Raw genomic sequence first — 16,092 nt, 5'->3', positions numbered from 1 at the left:
CACTATACTTGGCTCAGGACAACTTTCTGGAACGCCAGAACTGCGACGTCCAAAGCAACAATTCGCGTCCGCCATAAATAGGCGCAGAACTGCTGAGCTCGGGCTGCTATCGCGGTAGAAAGCCCTATCAAGCGGGCCGATACCGCAATCATCGGCAGCCGCATTCGATCAAAGCTCGATGCACGCACTTTGTGCCATCAAAGGGTCGGTGTTCACCTGTCCCAGATCCGTGGCATCGCCATCTACCTGGCGCTGCGTTTAGTGCCGTACTGTCTTCAACATGGCAAGGAGAATAACCAAGAAGACACCATGACGCCTTCCTTCGACTGACGCAGGTAGATATCGATCAGCGCCATACAACTGTCGTCGATAACATTTCAATGCGCTCAGCCATCTGCTTAGGAATGCAGGACTTTGGTTCCGCCGTCTGGATAAAGTGGCAGGCGAAGGTCCGTCGCAGAGCCTGGGCGCCTGCCCTTTCCCTAGGAGGATGGCCGTTCTGGCCAGTGCGCAGCGAAACGAGGTGATGGCCGGGCCGGATGCTACCGAGCCAGACTCGCGCGCAGCGTCAGCACGCCCTCTTCCCCCGGTGCCAGGCACAGGCTGTCAGGGCCGCAGCTGGCGGCTTCGACACAGAGAAAGCCCAGACTCTCGTTCCAGCCGACCTCGGTCAGCGGCCGACTGCCGGGGTGCCAGACCACGCTGTTGGCGCCGCCGCGGGTGTCGATGGCCAGGCGCCGCTGCCAGGGCAGGTCCTGCAGCTGCAGCACGCCGGTGTGGCGGAAGATGCGGTGGCAGCCGTCCTCGATGCGCAGTTCGCCTTCCTGGCGGCAGTCTGCGCGGGTCAGCAGGTCATGGCCGCTGGCACCGTCGAGGCCGAGCAGCGCCACGCGCGAGACGTCGCTGATGCGCCAGTAGGCATGCAGGGCATGGCTGAGCTGGCAGGGTTCGCTGTCCTGATGGCGGGTCACCAGGCGCAGCGCCAGGGTTTCGCCCAGTTCGGCCTCGAGGTGCAGCGTCCAGTCGCACAGTTCGAGCTGCCAGAGCAGTTGCACGCCCTGCTCGCCCCAGTCGCAGGCCAGCAGTTGCCACTCCTCGCTCAAGCGCGCCCAGCCGTGAGATGGCCAGCCGCTCTCGCTGGGATGGCGGCCGAACCAGGGCCAGCAGATCGGCACGCCGCCGCGAATCGCCGCGCCCTGCGGCCAGTGCCCGGCGCACCACAGCCAGGGCCGCTGGCCACGCGGTTGAAAGTGCAGCAGCTGGGCGCCCTGACGGCTGAACGCCGCCTGGAACAGGCGGTGTTCGAGCAACAGCAGTTCGCGCCCCTGACGCACCGTCCAGCGTTGACGCGCCTGGCCGGGCTCGGCAAACAGCCCGGCCAGCGGGTGCAGCTCGGCAGCGCCGCTGGCGGCGCCGAGCGGGCGCGAGGCGCTTACCACCAGTGCTCCACCTGCACGCCGAAGTTGTAGCCGTGACGGGCATTGTCGAAGGCGCCGCTGTCGGACAGCGCCGAGCCGGCCGCCAACTGGCTGGCCGCCTGCTGCGCCGCGCGGTTCCAGCTGGCGTAGGTGTAGTACAGGCGAAACTCCGGACGCGCCCAGAAGCCGGGGCCGGCCGGCGACCAGGTGGGGGCGATGGTGAACTTGGTCAGCTTGCGCGTGCCGTCGGTGGCATCGACCTGATCGTGGCCCAGCTCGCCGACCAGCTTGAACTGCTCGGTGAAGGCGTAGCTGGTACGCCCGCCCACCGACAGCCAGTCCTGATCGTCGCCGTCGGGCCGGGTGTCCTTCTGGTAGACGAACTGCACCTGGCCGCCGAGGCGCGGCGTGGCCTGCCAGTCGAAGTACTCCACCAGGCGCCAGCTCTTGTTGTCGCGATCGAGGGTGACGTCGCCGGTATAGCCCAGACCGGTGCCGGGGCCGCGGCCGTACTGCAGGGCGAAGGTGTTGACGCCGCCGAAGAAATCGCTCTGCTTGTGTTGCGCGGTGATCGCCCAGCCGCTGTTGGCGCCGGTGCTGTCGGGCTTGTCGATGTAGCTGACGCCGAACTCCAGCTCGCCGCCCGGGTTGACCTTGAAGCCGGCGACGTTGAAGTCGTGGCGGTTGATGTAGGGCTCCTGGAAGTAGCTGTCCTTGCGCGAGAAGGCGTAGCTGTACTTCAGGCCGCCGTACTCGAAATCCTCGATACCGGCGCCGGTGGCGCTCTGGTTCCAGTAGTAGAAGTCGGTGATATGGATGTCGTTACGCTTGTAGAAGCGGCGGCCGGCCCACAGCGAACCGCCATTGAGCGCGGGCACCTTGCTCCACTCGGCATACATCTGGTTCATCCGCGCGAAACCATAGTCGCCGGTGAACTTCGGTGTGTGGCCGTACTGGTTGTAGAGCTGGGCCATGCCCTCGACGCTCAGCACCGAGCCGTCGTCGAGGGTCAGCAGATCCTGGCGCAGGTCCAGTTCGATGTACTGCTCGCATTCGTTGCCGAGGCGGTACTTGGACTGCGCGCCGGGCAGCTGGAAGCAGGACTGGGTGCCGCCGCTCTCCGAACCGCCGGCGCCACTGCGCATATAGCCGGTGAATTCCAGAGCCTGCACCTGGGGTGCGGCCAGGACCAATGCAAGTAGGCAGGGGGCGCCAAGCGCGCAAGGGAGGTTTTGCTGTGTGGTCTTCATCGTTGCTCCTGATTGTTTTTATTGAGCGAATGCTGCGGATAACCGCCGCAGCGCCGGTTTCTTCCATTGCCAGGGTGCGCACCCTACGGGATAAGGCGCGTCAATACCGCGGTGTGGCTCAACCTCTTTTCAACTGCGCCACCTTGTTGTCAGTGGCTTGACGCTTTCCCGGGCGCAGACGCTCACCGCTGGCCGCGTCGAACAGCAGCACACGCGCCGGATCGAACTGCAGGTCCAGGCTGGCGCCGGCCTGCGGCGCGGCGTCCGGCGCCAGGCGGCAGCACACCTTGGTCTGGTTGAGGCTGACGAACACCAGGGTGTCCGGGCCAGTCGGCTCGACCACCTCGACCTCGGCGCGCAGGCTCGGCAGCGTCGAACCGGCGCCGGCCAGCTGGATCTGCTCGGGACGCACGCCGAGGATCAGCTCGCGTCCTTCCAGTTCGGCCGCCTCGCCCAGGTGCAGCTCGCAGCGCGCCTGCCCGGAGTCGAGCAGGCCGAAGCACTGGCCATCGCGCAGCTGAGTGCGCAACGGGATGAAGTTCATCGGCGGCGATCCGATGAAGCTGGCGACGAACTGATTGGCCGGGTCGTTGTAGATTTCCTGCGGGGTACCGAACTGCTGGATGATGCCGTCCTTCATCACCGCCACCTTGTCACCCAGGGTCATGGCCTCGATCTGGTCGTGGGTGACGTACACCGTGGTGGTCTTCAGACGCTGGTGCATCAGCTTGATTTCGGTGCGCATCTCCACGCGCAGCTTGGCGTCGAGGTTCGACAGCGGTTCGTCGAACAGGTAGATCTTCGGCCGCCGCGCCAGCGCCCGGCCCATGGCCACGCGCTGCTGCTGGCCGCCGGAGAGCTGGCCGGGCTTGCGCGTCAGCAGATGCTCGATCTGCAGCAGCTTGGCCACCCGCGCCACCTCGGCCTCGATCTCGGCTGGCGGCAGCTTGCGCATCTTCAAACCGAAGGCGATGTTGTCCTTCACCGTCATGGTCGGGTACAGCGCATAGGACTGGAACACCATGGCGATGTCGCGATCCTTGGGGCTCATGCCGCTGATGTCGGCGCCGTCGACCAGGATCGCCCCGCCGCTGATGTCTTCCAGGCCGGCGATGCAGTTCATCAAGGTGGATTTGCCGCAGCCGGAGGGACCGACCAGGATCAGGAACTCGCCGGAGTCGATGGCCAGTTCGATGTTCTTCAGGGTGTCCGCCAGGCCGCTGCCGTAGGATTTGTTGACGTTGCGCAGTTCGAGGGTAGCCATGGTTATTACCTCAACCTTTGACGGCGCCGGCCGTCAGGCCGCGCAGGAAGTACTTACCGGCCAGGATGTAGACCAGCAGGGTGGGCAGCCCGGCGATCATCGCCGCGGCCATATCGACGTTGTATTCCTTGGCCCCGGTGCTGGTGTTGACCAGGTTGTTCAGCGCCACGGTGATTGGCTGGGTGTCGCCGCTGGCGAACACCACGCCGAACAGGAAGTCGTTCCAGATCTGGGTGAACTGCCAGATCAGGCAGACCATGATGATCGGCACCGACATCGGCAGCAGGATGCGTCCGAAGATGGTGAAGAACCCCGCGCCGTCGAGGCGCGCGGCGCGCACCAGCGCCTCGGGAATGCTCACGTAGAAGTTGCGGAAGAACAGCGTGGTGAAGGCCAGGCCATAGACCACATGCACCAGCACCAGGCCTTCGGTGGTGTTGGCCAGGCCGAGCTGGCCGAGGGTGAAGGACGCCGGCAGCAGGATCACCTGGAACGGCAGGAAGCAGCCGAACAGCAGCAGGCCGAAGAACAGCTGCGAGCCGCGAAAGCGCCACATGGCCAGCACGTAGCCGTTCAGCGCGCCGAGCAGCGTGGAGATCAGTACTGCCGGGATGGTGATCTTCACCGAGTTCCAGAAGTAGCCGCCGACGCCGTCCCAGGCCTTGACCCAGCCGATCACGGTGAACACGTCCGGGATCGACAGCAGGTTGCCGCTGCGGATGTCGTCGGGGGTCTTGAAGCTGGTCAGCAGCATCACCAGCAACGGTACCAGGTACACCGCGCAGGCCAGGATCAGGGTGGCGTGAATGGCCAGGCGGCTGAGGCTGAAGGCCCTCACCCGGGGTACGGGGCGCGGCGCCAGGCGCACATCGAGCACGGAATCAGTCATGGCGTTTGCCTCGCAGTTCGGAATACAGATACGGCACCAGGATCGCCAGCACTGCGCCGAGCATCAGCATCGCGCTGGCGGCGCCGAGGCCCATCTGGCCGCGGGTGAAGGTGTGGGCGTACATGAACATCGCCGGCAGGTCGGAGGCGTAGCCGGGGCCGCCGGCGGTCATCGAGGCGACCAGGTCGAAACTCTTGATGGCGATATGCGCAAGGATCATCAGCGCGCTGAAGAACACCGGGCCCAGGCTCGGCAGCACGATGCGCAGGTAGATGCTCGGCAGGCTGGCGCCATCGACCTGGGCGGCGCGGATGATCGATTGATCGACGCTGCGCAGCCCGGCGAGAAACAGCGCCATGACGAAGCCCGAGGACTGCCACACGGCAGCCATCACCAGGCAGTAGACGACGCGATCCGGGTCCACCAGCCAGTCGAAGCGAAAGCCTTCCCAGCCCCAGTCGCGCAGCAGCTTGTCCAGGCCCAGGCCGGGGTTGAGCAGCCACTTCCAGGCGGTGCCGGTGACGATCATCGACAGCGCCATGGGGTAGAGAAAGATGGTGCGAATGAAGCCTTCGCGGCGGATGCGCTGATCCAGCAGCACCGCCAGCAGCACGCCGATGGCCAGGCTGATGGCGATGAACAGACCGCCGAACACCAGCAGGTTCTGGCTCGCCACCCACCAGCGGTCGTTGTCCCACAGCCGCGCGTACTGCTGCAGCCCAACGAAGTTGTAGCTGGGCATGAAGCGCGAGTTGGTGAACGAGAGCAGGAAGGTCCAGCCGATGTAGCCGTAGAAGCCCACCAGCACGATGACCATGCTCGGCGCCAGCACCAGCTTGGGCAGCCAGCGCTGCAGGACATCCAGCGGTGAGGCTTTGGCGAAGACTGCGTTTGAACTCATGGATCACTCCGTTGTTGCAGGTTGCGCGGTCGGCCCGTTGCCCCTGAGAGAGGGAAACGCGGCGCGGCCGATCCCATGGCGCCGGCCTGAGGGCATGCGCCAGGGATCGAAGGCTTGAAACCGGCGGGTTACACCCGCCTACGGCAAGGGCCGCCTAGACGGCCCGAACGCTCACTGCACCGCCTGAATCGCCGCCGCCAACTGCTGGGCGGCGCGCTTGGGGTCGGCCTTGGGGTCGTTGAAGAAGTTGGTCACCACGTCGAACACCGCGCCCTGCACGTAGCTGGAAGCGGCCATGCCATGGGCCAGGCTCGGCTGCAGACCGCCACCGGCGGCGGCGTCCTTGAAGTCGGCCATGGACTTCTGCGCGCAGGCGTCGAAGCTGCTCATGTCCTGGTCCATGCGCACCGGGATCGAACCCTTGTTCTGGTTGAAGAACTCCTGGAACTCGTTGCCCATCACCGTGCGCGCCAGGTCTTCCTGGGCCTTGCGGTTCTCGGCGTTGCTCAGCTTGAACATGGCCAGCGAGTCGATGTTGAAGGCGAAGCTGCCTTGGGTGCCGGGGAAGGCCAGGCATTCGTAGTCCTTGCCGGCGACCTTGCCGGCGGCGGTCCACTCGCTCTTGGCCCAGTCGCCCATGATCTGCATGCCGGCCTTGCCGTCGATCACCATGCCGGTGGCGCTATTCCAGTCGCGCCCGGCGGCGTCGGCGTCGATGTAGCCGCGCAGCTTCTGCAGGGCGGCGAACACCTCGACCATCTTGTCGCCGGTCAGGGTGGCGCGGTCCTGCTCGACGAAGGCCTTGCGAAAGCCCTCGGCGCCGAGAATGCTGAAGGCCAGGTCCTCGAACACGGTGCCGTCCTGCCAGGGCTGGCCGCCGTGGGCGATGGCGATGAAGCCGGCCGCCTTGAGCTTGTCGGCGGCGGCGAAGAATTCGTCGAGGGTGGTCGGCGGCGTGGCACCCGCCTTCTCGAACACTTGTGGGTTGATCCACAGCCAGTTGACCCGGTGCACGTTGACCGGTACCGCCACGTAGTCGCCCTGGTACTTCATCACCTCGACCACCTGCGGTGGCAGCAGGGCATCCCATTTCTGCTCGGCGGCGACGCCATTGAGATCGGCGAGCAGGCCCAGCTCGCCCCACTCCTGGATGTCCGGGCCCTTGATCTGCGCGGCGGCGGGCGGGTTGCCGGACACGGCACGGGTCTTCAGCACGGTCATGGCCGCTTCGCCACCGCCACCGGCAACGGCGAAGTCCTTCCATTTGTGGCCCTGGGCTTCGACCAGCTTCTGCAGGGTATCGGCGGCGCGTTTTTCACCACCGGACGTCCACCAGTGCAGTACTTCGACTTCACCGGCGGTGGCGGACAGGGGCAACAGGACAGCGAGGGAGATGGCGGTGGACAGGCGAGAGATCGCTTTCATGGGATGAGACACCTTGTTGTTGTTATTCGCGAGCAAGTCGTGGTGCTTGCCTGGCGAACGAGTCTACCCAGCCCCACGGACGGTGGGGGTAACAAAGGGTACGGGAAAGTCACCAGACCGTTACAAAGCGGAGCTGGCAGGTTATCCGGGGCACAGCGGCGCAGGCCCCAGGGCACTGCGACCGCTCGCGACGGCAGAGGGTTCAACTGGTATGGCGCGGCAGCCAGAGGGTGACGCGCAACCCGCCTTCACGCAGATTGCGCAGGCTCAGCTCGCCGCCGTGGCTGTGCGCCAGGTTGCGCGCGATGCCCAGGCCCATGCCGTAGCCCTGCTGCTGGCTGGCCAGGCGAAAATGCGGCTCGAACACCTGCTCGAGCTTCTGCTCGGGCACACCCGGCCCCTCGTCATCGACATGCAGGACGAACGCCTCGGCGTCGTCCTCGATGTGCAGGTGCGCGCGCTCGCCATACTTCAGCGCGTTGTCCAGCAGGTTGCCGATGCAACGGCGCAGGGCCAGCGGCTTGCCGGGATAAGGGTAGCGGGCGGCGCCATCGACGGTGACCCGGCCCGTGCCGAGGTAGGGTTCGATCAGCCCGTGCAGCAGGTGATTGAGGTCGACCGGCTCGATGTTCTCGTGGATGTCGGTGTCCTTGACGCACTGCAGGGCGCCCTTGACCAGCACCTCCAGCTCGTCGAGGTCGCGGCTGAACTTGGCCTGCAGCGCTTCGTCGTCGAGCAGTTCGACGCGCAGACGCAGGCGGGTGATGGGCGTGCGCAGATCGTGGGAAATCGCGCTGAACAGCTGACTGCGTTCGCTGAGATAGCGGCTGATGCGCTCGCGCATGCTGTTGAACGCGCGGCGCACCTCCACCACCTCGCTGCCGCCCACCTCGGCCAGCGGCTCGACATCGGCGCCCAGCGACATTTCCCGCGCCGCCAGCGCCAGGCGTTTGAGCGGCTGGCTCTGCCAGTGCACCAGCAGGCCGACGAACAGCAGCAGAAACCCGCTGGTCAGCAGGATGAACCACAGCTGCTGGTGCGGCAGGCCCTGGTCCTCGAGGTTGACATAGGGCTCGGGCAGCAGCGAGGCCAGATACAGCCACTCGCCTTCGCCGATGCGGATCTGGGTGACCAGGATCGGCGGGTTGAGCGGCTCCAGGCTCAGCGCGTAATAGGCCCAGGAACGCGGCAGCTCGTTGAGCAGCAGGCCGCTGTTGAACACCCGCAGATGGTCCGGGCTGACGAAGTGCACCGACAGCTCCAGCTGGCTGCCAAGGCGCTCGCGCAGCACGGCGTCGACCTCGCTGATGACCGCGCGCTTGCGCGGCGTCTCGGCGAGCACCGGCATCTGAAGCGGCTTGTCGTTGAGCGAAACGAAGAAGCGCGTGCCGCCCATGCTGCGCAGCTGGTCGAGCACCAGCGGGCGGTAGCCCACCGGCAGCGAGCGAAAGTAACTGACGCTGGCCACCATCGACTGCGCCAGGCTGCGAGCGGTACTGACCAGCCCCTCCATCTGGCTGGCGCGCAGCTGCGACAGCCAGATCAGGCTGGACAGCACCTGCGCCAGCAGCACCGCCAGCAGGGTCAGCAGCAGCATGCGCCCGAGCAGCGAGCGCGGCACCAGCGAGCGGCGCTTAGCCATGGCTGCCAGGCGTGACGTGGGCCGCCAGCAGGTAACCGGCGCCGCGCACGGTGCGGATCAGCCGCGGCGGTTTGTCGGTGTCACGCAGACGCTGACGCAGCCGGCTGACCGCCATGTCGACGATGCGCTCCAGCGGCATCACCTCGCGACCACGGGTGACGCTGGCGATGGTGTCGCGATCGAGAATCTGCTGGGGGCGGTCGAGAAACAGCTTGAGCAGGGCAAAGTCGGCGCCGGAGAGAATCACTTCCTCGCCGTCCTGGTGAAAGAGGCGGTGGCTGATCATGTCCAGGCGCCACTCGCCGAACGCCAGCACCTCGCTGGCGGCCGGCTCCTTGGCGAAGCTGGCGCGGCGCAGCAGCGCCTTGATCCGCGCCAGCAGCTCGCGCGGGCTGAACGGCTTGCCGAGATAATCGTCGGCGCCCAGCTCCAGGCCGATCACCCGGTCGGCCTCATCGGAGCTGGCGGTGAGCATGATCACCGGTACCGCGGCGAAGCGCTGATGCTCGCGTATCCAGCGGCACAGGCTGAAACCGTCCTCGTCCGGCAGCATCACGTCGAGAATCACCAGATCCGCCGGCTCCTCCACCAGCGCGGCGCGCAGACCTTCACCGTCCGCCACGGCGCGCACGGCGAAGCCCGCGCGGCTCAGGTAGGTGTCGAGCAGTTCGCGAATTTCCTGGTCGTCGTCCACCAGCAGAATGGATTTTCCGGCCTGACTCAAGATGCCTTCCTTCTCGTCTGACGTGCATGGCACGCTCCTGACCGGCAGCGAGCCTCCTAGGTTCTCTCTTGCAAGGCTACCCCCGCGCCCTCCAGGCCGGGATACTCGGCAGTCACCAACCATACCGGCACGCCGTCCAGATAACGGCTCATGCTGCCCTTCTCGGCAAAGCCACGGGCGAAGCCGCTGCTGCGGAAGAAATCGGCGAAGCGCGGCACCACGCCGCCGACGATGTACACCCCACCTCGCGCGCCCAGCGTCAGCACGCAGTTGCCGGCCGCGCGGCCGAGCCAGACGCAGAACTGTTCGAGCACGCTGCTGGCCAGCGCATCGCCCGCCAGCGCGGCGGCGGTAACCTGCGCCGGGGAGCTTAGCAGCGCTGAGTGTCCATCCACAGTGCAGAGCGCACGATACAGGCGCAGCAGGCCGCTGCCACTGAGTACGTCTTCGGCGCGCACATGGCCGAGCTGGGCATGCAGTGCCTGCCACAGCTGCGCCTCGCGCGGGGTGGCGATGGGCAGGTCGACATGCCCGCCCTCGCCCGGCAGCGCGCGCCAGTGCCCGCCACCGAGGGGCAGCAGGGTACCCACGCCCAGACCGGTGCCCGGCCCGATGACCACCGCCGGACAGTCCTCCTCCACCACGCCCGGGCAGATCTCGAGCCGCTCCTGCGGGCGCAGGCGGGTCATGCCCAGGGCCATGGCGGTGAAATCGTTGATCACCAGCAGGTCGGCAGGCTGCAGATGCAGGAAAGCGGCCAGCTCGCTGCGGACGAACTGCCAGTGGTTATTGGTGAAGCGGAAATGCTCGCCCTTCACCGGCCCGGCCACCGCCAGGCAGAGTGCGGCGATGTCGCCCGGGGCCAGGCCCTGTTCGGCCAGATAATGGGCGATGGCCAGTTGCGGATCGGCGAAGTCGGCGGTGACCAGCACCCGCACCGCCTCCAGACGTTCGTCGCGCCACAGCGCGAAGCGTGCATTGGTGCCGCCGATATCCCCTACCAGAGACGGTTTCACGACGATATCTCCAGAGCGAGGCTGAGGCATTGGCAGAAGGGGCGACGGCGTTGCAGCCGTCTTCCGGCGAGCTCGAGCGCACGAGGATGCATGGGTTCAACTCCAGAAATATCTTGTTTTTCTAAAAAATAGCCGTGACATGATCAGCCAACCCACAACCATTATCAATATTTGTTGTTATAAAAAACAACAAACGCCGACCACCCGCCAGCAGCCCGAACAACCACGGGCCTGGCAGTAGAGCAAAGTTCGGCGCTGGCCGAAACCGCGCAGGGACGATCGGCCCGGCAGCGCCAGGCCCGACCATCGGCGCCACCGCAAAAGCACAAGACTTCCCCGGCAAAAGCCGGATAATGGCGCCCCTCGTTTTTTGCTCGCAATGCCGGTAAGCCTCATGGAAATCAAGGTCAACTTTCTCGACAACCTCCGACTCGAAGCCAAGTTCGATGACTTCACGGTGGTGGCCGACCAGCCGATCCGCTACAAGGGCGACGGTTCGGCCCCGGGTCCGTTCGACTATTTCCTGGCCTCCTCGGCGCTGTGCGCGGCCTACTTCGTCAAGCTGTACTGCCAGACACGCGACATTCCCACCGAGAACATCCGCCTGTCGCAGAACAACATCGTCGACCCGGAAAATCGCTACGCGCAGATCTTCAAAATCCAGGTCGAGCTGCCGGCGGACATTTCCGAGAAGGACCGTCAGGGCATCCTGCGCTCCATCGACCGCTGCACCGTGAAGAAGGTGGTGCAGCAGGGCCCCGAGTTCATCATCGAGGAAGTCGACAACCTCGACGCCGATGCCCAGGCGCTGCTGATGCCGGTGAGTGACACCACCACCTACATCCCGGGCAAGGACCTGCCGCTGGAGCAGACCATCGCCAACATGTCGGGCATCCTCGCCGAGCTGGGGATGAAGATCGAGATCGCCTCCTGGCGCAACATCGTGCCCAACGTCTGGTCGCTGCATATCCGCGACGCGCAGTCGAACCTGTGCTTCACCAACGGCAAGGGCGCGACCAAGGAGGCCGCACTGGCCTCGGCCCTCGGCGAGTTCATCGAGCGGCTGAACTGCAACTTCTTCTACAACGACCAGTTCTGGGGCGAGGACATCGCGGGCGCCGAGTTCGTCCACTACCCCAACGAGCGCTGGTTCAAGCCGGGGCCGAAGGATGCGCTGCCCGAGGAGATCCTCGACGAGCACTGCCGGGCCATCTTCGATCCGGACGGCGAGCTGCGCGCCTCGCACCTGTTCGACACCAACTCGGGCAACACCGCGCGCGGCATCTGCTCGCTGCCGTTCGTGCGCCAGAGCGATGGCCAGACGGTGTACTTCCCCAGCAACCTGATCGAGAACCTGTACCTGTCCAACGGCATGAGCGCCGGCAACACCCTGGCCGAAGCGCAGGTGCAGTGCCTGTCGGAGATCTTCGAACGGGCGGTCAAGCGCGAGATTCTGGAGAACGAGCTGTGTCTGCCGGACGTGCCGCAGGACGTACTGGCCAAGTACCCGGGCATCGTCGCCGGCATCCAGGGCCTGGAGGAACAGGGCTTCCCGGTGCTGGTCAAGGATGCCTCGCTCGGGGGCGAATTCCCGGTGATGTGCGTGACCCTGATGAACCCGCGCACCGGTGGCGTGTTCGCCTCCTTCGGCGCCCACCCGAGCTTCGAGGTGGCGCTGGAGCGCAGCCTTACCGAACTGCTCCAGGGCCGCAGTTTCGAGGGCCTCAACGACCTGCCGCAGCCCACCTTCGACAGCCTGGCGCTGACCGAGCCGAACAACTTCGTCGAGCACTTCATCGACTCCAGCGGCGTGGTGTCCTGGCGCTTCTTCAGTGCCAAGGCCGACTTCGAATTCGTCGAGTGGGACTTCTCCGGCGAAGGGGCAGACTCCAACGAGCAGGAAGCCGCGACCCTGTTCGGCATCCTCGAGAACATGGGCAAGGAAGTCTACGTGGCCACCTATGACGACCTCGGCGCCAACGCCTGCCGCATCCTGGTGCCGGGCTACTCGGAGATCTACCCGGTCGAGGACCTGATCTGGGACAACACCAACAAGGCGCTGCTGTTTCGCAAGGACATCCTCAACCTGCACAGCCTGAGCGACCGCGAGCTGAAGTCGCTGCTGCGCAACCTCAACAACACCGAGGTCGACGACTACACCGACATCACCACGCTGATCGGTATCGAGTTTGACGACAACACGGTGTGGGGCCAGCTGACCATTCTCGAGCTGAAGCTCTTGATCAACCTGGCGCTGAAGAAATACGACGACGCCAAGGAGTTGGTCGAGGCCTTCCTGCAGTACAACGACAACACCGTCGAGCGCGGCCTGTTCTACCAGGCGGTCAACGCCGTGCTGGAGATCCAGCTGGACGACGAGCTGGAGCTGGCCGACTACGAGCACAACCTGCGGCGCATGTTCGGCAACGAGCGCATGGACGCGGTGATCGGTTCGGTGGAGGGCAGCGTTCGCTTCCATGGCCTGACGCCGACCAGCATGAAGCTCGAAGGCCTGGACAAGCACCTGCGCCTGATCGACAGCTACAAGAAACTGCACGCCGCCCGCGCCAGGGCGGCGGGCTTGGCCGGCTGAGCAATCGCCCCAACCGAATCGCGGGCCTTCGTTCTAGTCCGCCGCCTGCGCGACTGCCTGCACCTGGCGGCGGAACCAGCTGCGCAACGGGTCGGCGTGGGTGCGTTCGTGCCAGATCTGCATCACCTCGACACGCGGCAACTCCAGCGGTAGCGGATGCATGCGCAGCTCAGGGTCCCGGGCGACCGCCTCCTGCGCCAGCGAGCGCAGGCAGGTGAGCAACAGGTCGCTGCCGCGCAGCAGGCGCGGCGGGGCAACGAAGCTGGACAGCCCGGCAGCGATCCGCCGCTGCAGCCCCAGTTGCTGCAACGCCCTGTCCACCAGTCCCTCGAGATCCCCCGTCAGCGTGGTGATCAGATGCTCGCAGGCGACGAAACTCTGCAGATCCAGGCCGCGCGCGAGGCGTGGGTTGTCATGCGCGGCGAGCACGACGAAGTCCTCGCTGAGCAGACGCTGCTGATGGAAAGTGCCCGGCAGGTCCTTGTAGAAGCCGGCGATGGCCAGGTCGCAGGTGCCCTTCTCCAGCTCGTCACGCGGTAGCTGGCCACGGGTGTTGTGGGTGACCAGCACCAGGTTCGGTGCCTGCTGGCGCAGAATCGGCAGCAGCCTGGGCAGCAGGGTCTGCTCGATGTAGTCGGTGCTGTACAGATGCAAGCGCTCGACGCGCCCGAGAAAGTCCTGCCCATCGCAGCGCTCGTAGAACCCCTCCAGCTCCCCCACCAGGCGCTGAACCTGCGGCGCCAGCTCATGGGCCCGCGGCGTCGGTGTCAACCCTCGCGGCGCGCGCACGAACAGCGGGTCACCGAACTGATGCCGCAGCTTGTTCAGCTTGTGGCTCAGGGCTGGCTGACTCAGCGCCATGCGTTCGGCCGCCAGCGAGGCGTTGCGCTCCTGATAGAGCACATGGAAGACCAGCAGCAGATTCAGGTCCTTCTTGGCGATATTCATTTTTTGAATTCCTGAAATAAGCGCTTTCGAATTTTCGAATCATATCGCCTTGCCTAGGATGGTGCCTGAAAACCCGTTGCCCCATGGAGATCAGCATGACGATCGGCATCTTCGCCACCATCACGCCCCAACCCCAGCACCGTGCAGCGGTGGAGCAGGCGCTGCGCCTGATGGTGCAGCACTCGAGGGCCGAGGCCGGCAACCTGCGTTACGACCTGTTCCTGCGCGACGACGGCCAGGCCTTCGACCTGTTCGAACTCTACGTCGACCAGGCCGCCGTCGATGCCCATCGCCAGAGCGCCCACTACCAGCACTATCGCGCCGCCACAGCCGACTGGCTGAGCGCCCCCACCCAGGTGCGCGTGGTTCACGCCCTGGACCTGGCCCCCTTTTCCCAATCAGGAGAACGATCATGAGCAAGAAGACCACCCTCGCCGTCGCCGTTGCCGGCTCCCTGCTGGCAGGCAGCGCCCTGGCTGCCGGCAAGGGCGAAGTACTGGTGCTGTTGTCGAGCGAAACGCAACTGCCACTCAAGGATGGCAAGCAGTACACCACCGGGTTCTACCTCAACGAGTTCGGCGTCCCCGCCGACCATCTGCTCAAGGCGGGCTACGAACTGGTGCTGGTCACACCCAAGGGCAATGCCCCGCGTGTCGATGAGAACTCGGTAACCCCGCAGTACTTCGGCGGCGACGAGCAGGAGATGCAGCGCATCCGCAGCCTGGTGGAAAACCTGCCGGGCATCGACGACACGCTGTCGCTCAAGGAAGTGCTCGAGGGCGATCTGCAGCGCTACGCCGGCCTGCTGATTCCCGGCGGTCATGCGCCGCTGATCGACCTGGCCAACAACCCCGAGGTCGGCGCCCTGCTGCGTCACTTCCACCAGGCCGGCAAGCCCACTGCCGCCATCTGCCACGGCCCGATCGCCCTGCTCTCGGCGCAGCGCGACCCGGCGGCCTACCAGGCGGCCTTGGCCAATGGCGAAACACCGGCAGCGGCCGACTGGATCTATCAGGGCTACCGCATGACCATCTTCTCCACCCCGGAGGAGCAGGTTTTCGAACAGTCGCTGCAAGGTGAACGCATCCTGTTCTACCCGGCCACCGCGATGGAAAGCGCGGGCGGCGAGCTGAGCTACGCCGAGGCCTGGGCGCCCAACGTGGTCGTGGATCGCGAGCTGATCACCGGGCAGAACCCCTTCTCCGACCATGCGCTGGGGAAGAAGCTGGTGCAGATGCTCGACGCCAAAGGCCAGCAGGCGCAGTGAAGTCCGAACCGCCAGGACGGCGTCGCCGTGCGTCGTCCTAGCGGTTCGCAGATCGCCTCACCGCAAACCGAATTAGTCCTTACAATCGGCGGCATTCACATCCTTCACAGGCGTGACATGCAACCGAACCAGCCGTCCCCCCCCATCGCCGCGCTGATGCTCGCCGCGGGTTACAGCCGCCGCTTCGGTGCCGACAAGCGCCGGCTCGTGCTCGCCGACGGCCGCTCGCTGCTGGCCGCCAGCCTGGCCCTGCCCTGTTCGATGCTCGAAGACGTCTGGCTGGTGCTGCGTCCGGACGAAGCGCTGACAGAGCTTGAGCTGCCACAGGGCGTGCATATCGTGCAGAACCCGGCCACCGCCGAGGGCATGGGCCATAGCCTGGCCGCAGGGGCCGAGCGCCTGCTGGCCGAATCGCGCGCTGACGCCGTGGCGATCTTTCTTGCCGATATGCCGTCGATTCGTCGCCACAGCCTCGAGGCGCTGATGGCCTGCGCCGCCCCGGACCGCATCGTGCTGCCCAGCCATCAGGGCAAACGCGGTCACCCGGTACTGTTCGGCCGCCGCTTCTGGGCGCAGCTCGCCGAGCTGAGCGGCGACACGGGCGCCAGGCCGGTGATCCAGCGCAACCCCGACGCCGTGCAGATCCTCGAACTGGACGACCCCGGCCTGCTGCTGGACGTCGATACCGCCGAGGACTGGCAGCGGCTCTAGTGTGCCGCCTCGGATCGATACTCGTAGGGTGTCGCGGGGCCGCC

General features: G+C 65.7%; 14 protein-coding genes. 4 read left to right on the top strand and 10 right to left on the bottom strand.

All coding sequences use genetic code 11. The features are described 5' to 3' along the window. Positions 1-542 precede the first annotated feature (542 nt). From L1F06_RS05835 to L1F06_RS05795, 9 genes are all read right to left on the bottom strand, one after another. Positions 543-1,439, bottom strand: a complete 897-nt coding sequence (locus L1F06_RS05835; protein WP_129484188.1) for a D-hexose-6-phosphate mutarotase — start codon at positions 1,437-1,439, stop codon at positions 543-545. Next, entirely contained in the window at positions 1,433-2,668 is a 1,236-nt protein-coding gene (locus L1F06_RS05830; protein ID WP_129484189.1) for a maltoporin, read from the bottom strand. Before L1F06_RS05830 ends, L1F06_RS05835 begins: the two co-directional genes overlap by 7 nt. Before the next feature lie 118 nt (positions 2,669-2,786). Beyond that, entirely contained in the window at positions 2,787-3,932 is a 1,146-nt protein-coding gene (locus tag L1F06_RS05825) for an ABC transporter ATP-binding protein (protein ID WP_129484190.1), read from the bottom strand. Between the two features lie 10 nt (positions 3,933-3,942). Beyond that, entirely contained in the window at positions 3,943-4,821 is an 879-nt protein-coding gene (locus L1F06_RS05820) for a carbohydrate ABC transporter permease (protein WP_129484192.1), read from the bottom strand. Beyond that, positions 4,814-5,722, bottom strand: a complete 909-nt coding sequence (locus tag L1F06_RS05815; protein WP_129484193.1) for a carbohydrate ABC transporter permease — start codon at positions 5,720-5,722, stop codon at positions 4,814-4,816. The genes L1F06_RS05820 and L1F06_RS05815 overlap by 8 nt, the downstream gene beginning before the upstream one ends. Positions 5,723-5,893: 171 nt before the next feature. Then, positions 5,894-7,147 carry an ABC transporter substrate-binding protein gene (locus L1F06_RS05810; protein ID WP_003241449.1) on the bottom strand — a complete coding sequence of 418 codons (1,254 nt, stop codon included), beginning with the start codon at positions 7,145-7,147 and terminating at the stop codon, positions 5,894-5,896. A gap of 202 nt (positions 7,148-7,349) precedes the next feature. Further along, positions 7,350-8,789, bottom strand: a complete 1,440-nt coding sequence (locus L1F06_RS05805; RefSeq protein WP_129484194.1) for an ATP-binding protein — start codon at positions 8,787-8,789, stop codon at positions 7,350-7,352. Continuing rightward, positions 8,782-9,513 (bottom strand): response regulator, encoded by a 732-nt coding sequence (locus L1F06_RS05800; protein ID WP_003241445.1) that lies wholly within the window; start codon positions 9,511-9,513, stop codon positions 8,782-8,784. The genes L1F06_RS05805 and L1F06_RS05800 overlap by 8 nt, the downstream gene beginning before the upstream one ends. Positions 9,514-9,569: 56 nt before the next feature. Further along, positions 9,570-10,529 carry a glucokinase gene (locus tag L1F06_RS05795; protein ID WP_129484195.1) on the bottom strand — a complete coding sequence of 320 codons (960 nt, stop codon included), beginning with the start codon at positions 10,527-10,529 and terminating at the stop codon, positions 9,570-9,572. Positions 10,530-10,923: 394 nt separating this feature from the next. Between L1F06_RS05795 and L1F06_RS05790 the strand changes: the two genes are divergently transcribed. Next, positions 10,924-13,122, top strand: a complete 2,199-nt coding sequence (locus L1F06_RS05790) for an OsmC domain/YcaO domain-containing protein (RefSeq protein ID WP_129484196.1) — start codon at positions 10,924-10,926, stop codon at positions 13,120-13,122. A gap of 33 nt (positions 13,123-13,155) precedes the next feature. On the opposite strand, the gene L1F06_RS05785 is transcribed toward L1F06_RS05790, so the two are convergent. Further along, positions 13,156-14,070: a LysR family transcriptional regulator gene (locus L1F06_RS05785; RefSeq protein ID WP_129484197.1), complete on the bottom strand. Its 915-nt coding sequence runs from the start codon at positions 14,068-14,070 to the stop codon at positions 13,156-13,158. Between the two features lie 95 nt (positions 14,071-14,165). Between L1F06_RS05785 and L1F06_RS05780 the strand changes: the two genes are divergently transcribed. The 3 genes from L1F06_RS05780 to L1F06_RS05770 all read left to right on the top strand — a co-directional run bounded on the left by L1F06_RS05780 (position 14,166) and on the right by L1F06_RS05770 (position 16,048). Beyond that, a complete protein-coding gene (locus tag L1F06_RS05780) occupies positions 14,166-14,486 on the top strand; it encodes a putative quinol monooxygenase (RefSeq protein ID WP_036986939.1) in 321 nt (106 codons plus the stop codon). Next, the gene (locus L1F06_RS05775) at positions 14,483-15,337 is read left to right on the top strand and encodes a type 1 glutamine amidotransferase domain-containing protein (RefSeq protein ID WP_129484198.1); all 855 of its coding nucleotides are present in this window, start codon (positions 14,483-14,485) and stop codon (positions 15,335-15,337) included. Before L1F06_RS05780 ends, L1F06_RS05775 begins: the two co-directional genes overlap by 4 nt. A 117-nt stretch (positions 15,338-15,454) precedes the next feature. Beyond that, positions 15,455-16,048: a nucleotidyltransferase family protein gene (locus L1F06_RS05770; RefSeq protein ID WP_129484199.1), complete on the top strand. Its 594-nt coding sequence runs from the start codon at positions 15,455-15,457 to the stop codon at positions 16,046-16,048. Positions 16,049-16,092: the final 44 nt, after the last annotated feature.

The sequence above is a fragment of the Pseudomonas hydrolytica genome (genome assembly GCF_021495345.1).
In the GTDB taxonomy this organism is placed as follows: domain Bacteria; phylum Pseudomonadota; class Gammaproteobacteria; order Pseudomonadales; family Pseudomonadaceae; genus Aquipseudomonas; species Aquipseudomonas hydrolytica.
The sequence above is the reverse complement of the archived record's forward strand: the minus strand, read 5'-3'. Positions and strand labels throughout refer to the sequence as shown.

What these genes read in the sequence shown, in the direction of transcription:
- L1F06_RS05830 (WP_129484189.1), bottom strand. Translation starts at nt 2,668, where the DNA reads ATGAAGACCACACAGCAAAACCTCCCTTGCGCGCTTGGCGCCCCCTGC.
- L1F06_RS05825 (WP_129484190.1), bottom strand. Translation starts at nt 3,932, where the DNA reads ATGGCTACCCTCGAACTGCGCAACGTCAACAAATCCTACGGCAGCGGC.
- L1F06_RS05820 (WP_129484192.1), bottom strand. Translation starts at nt 4,821, where the DNA reads ATGACTGATTCCGTGCTCGATGTGCGCCTGGCGCCGCGCCCCGTACCC.
- L1F06_RS05815 (WP_129484193.1), bottom strand. Translation starts at nt 5,722, where the DNA reads ATGAGTTCAAACGCAGTCTTCGCCAAAGCCTCACCGCTGGATGTCCTG.
- L1F06_RS05810 (WP_003241449.1), bottom strand. Translation starts at nt 7,147, where the DNA reads ATGAAAGCGATCTCTCGCCTGTCCACCGCCATCTCCCTCGCTGTCCTG.
- L1F06_RS05805 (WP_129484194.1), bottom strand. Translation starts at nt 8,789, where the DNA reads ATGGCTAAGCGCCGCTCGCTGGTGCCGCGCTCGCTGCTCGGGCGCATG.
- L1F06_RS05790 (WP_129484196.1), top strand. Translation starts at nt 10,924, where the DNA reads ATGGAAATCAAGGTCAACTTTCTCGACAACCTCCGACTCGAAGCCAAG.
- L1F06_RS05785 (WP_129484197.1), bottom strand. Translation starts at nt 14,070, where the DNA reads ATGAATATCGCCAAGAAGGACCTGAATCTGCTGCTGGTCTTCCATGTG.
- L1F06_RS05780 (WP_036986939.1), top strand. Translation starts at nt 14,166, where the DNA reads ATGACGATCGGCATCTTCGCCACCATCACGCCCCAACCCCAGCACCGT.
- L1F06_RS05775 (WP_129484198.1), top strand. Translation starts at nt 14,483, where the DNA reads ATGAGCAAGAAGACCACCCTCGCCGTCGCCGTTGCCGGCTCCCTGCTG.
- L1F06_RS05770 (WP_129484199.1), top strand. Translation starts at nt 15,455, where the DNA reads ATGCAACCGAACCAGCCGTCCCCCCCCATCGCCGCGCTGATGCTCGCC.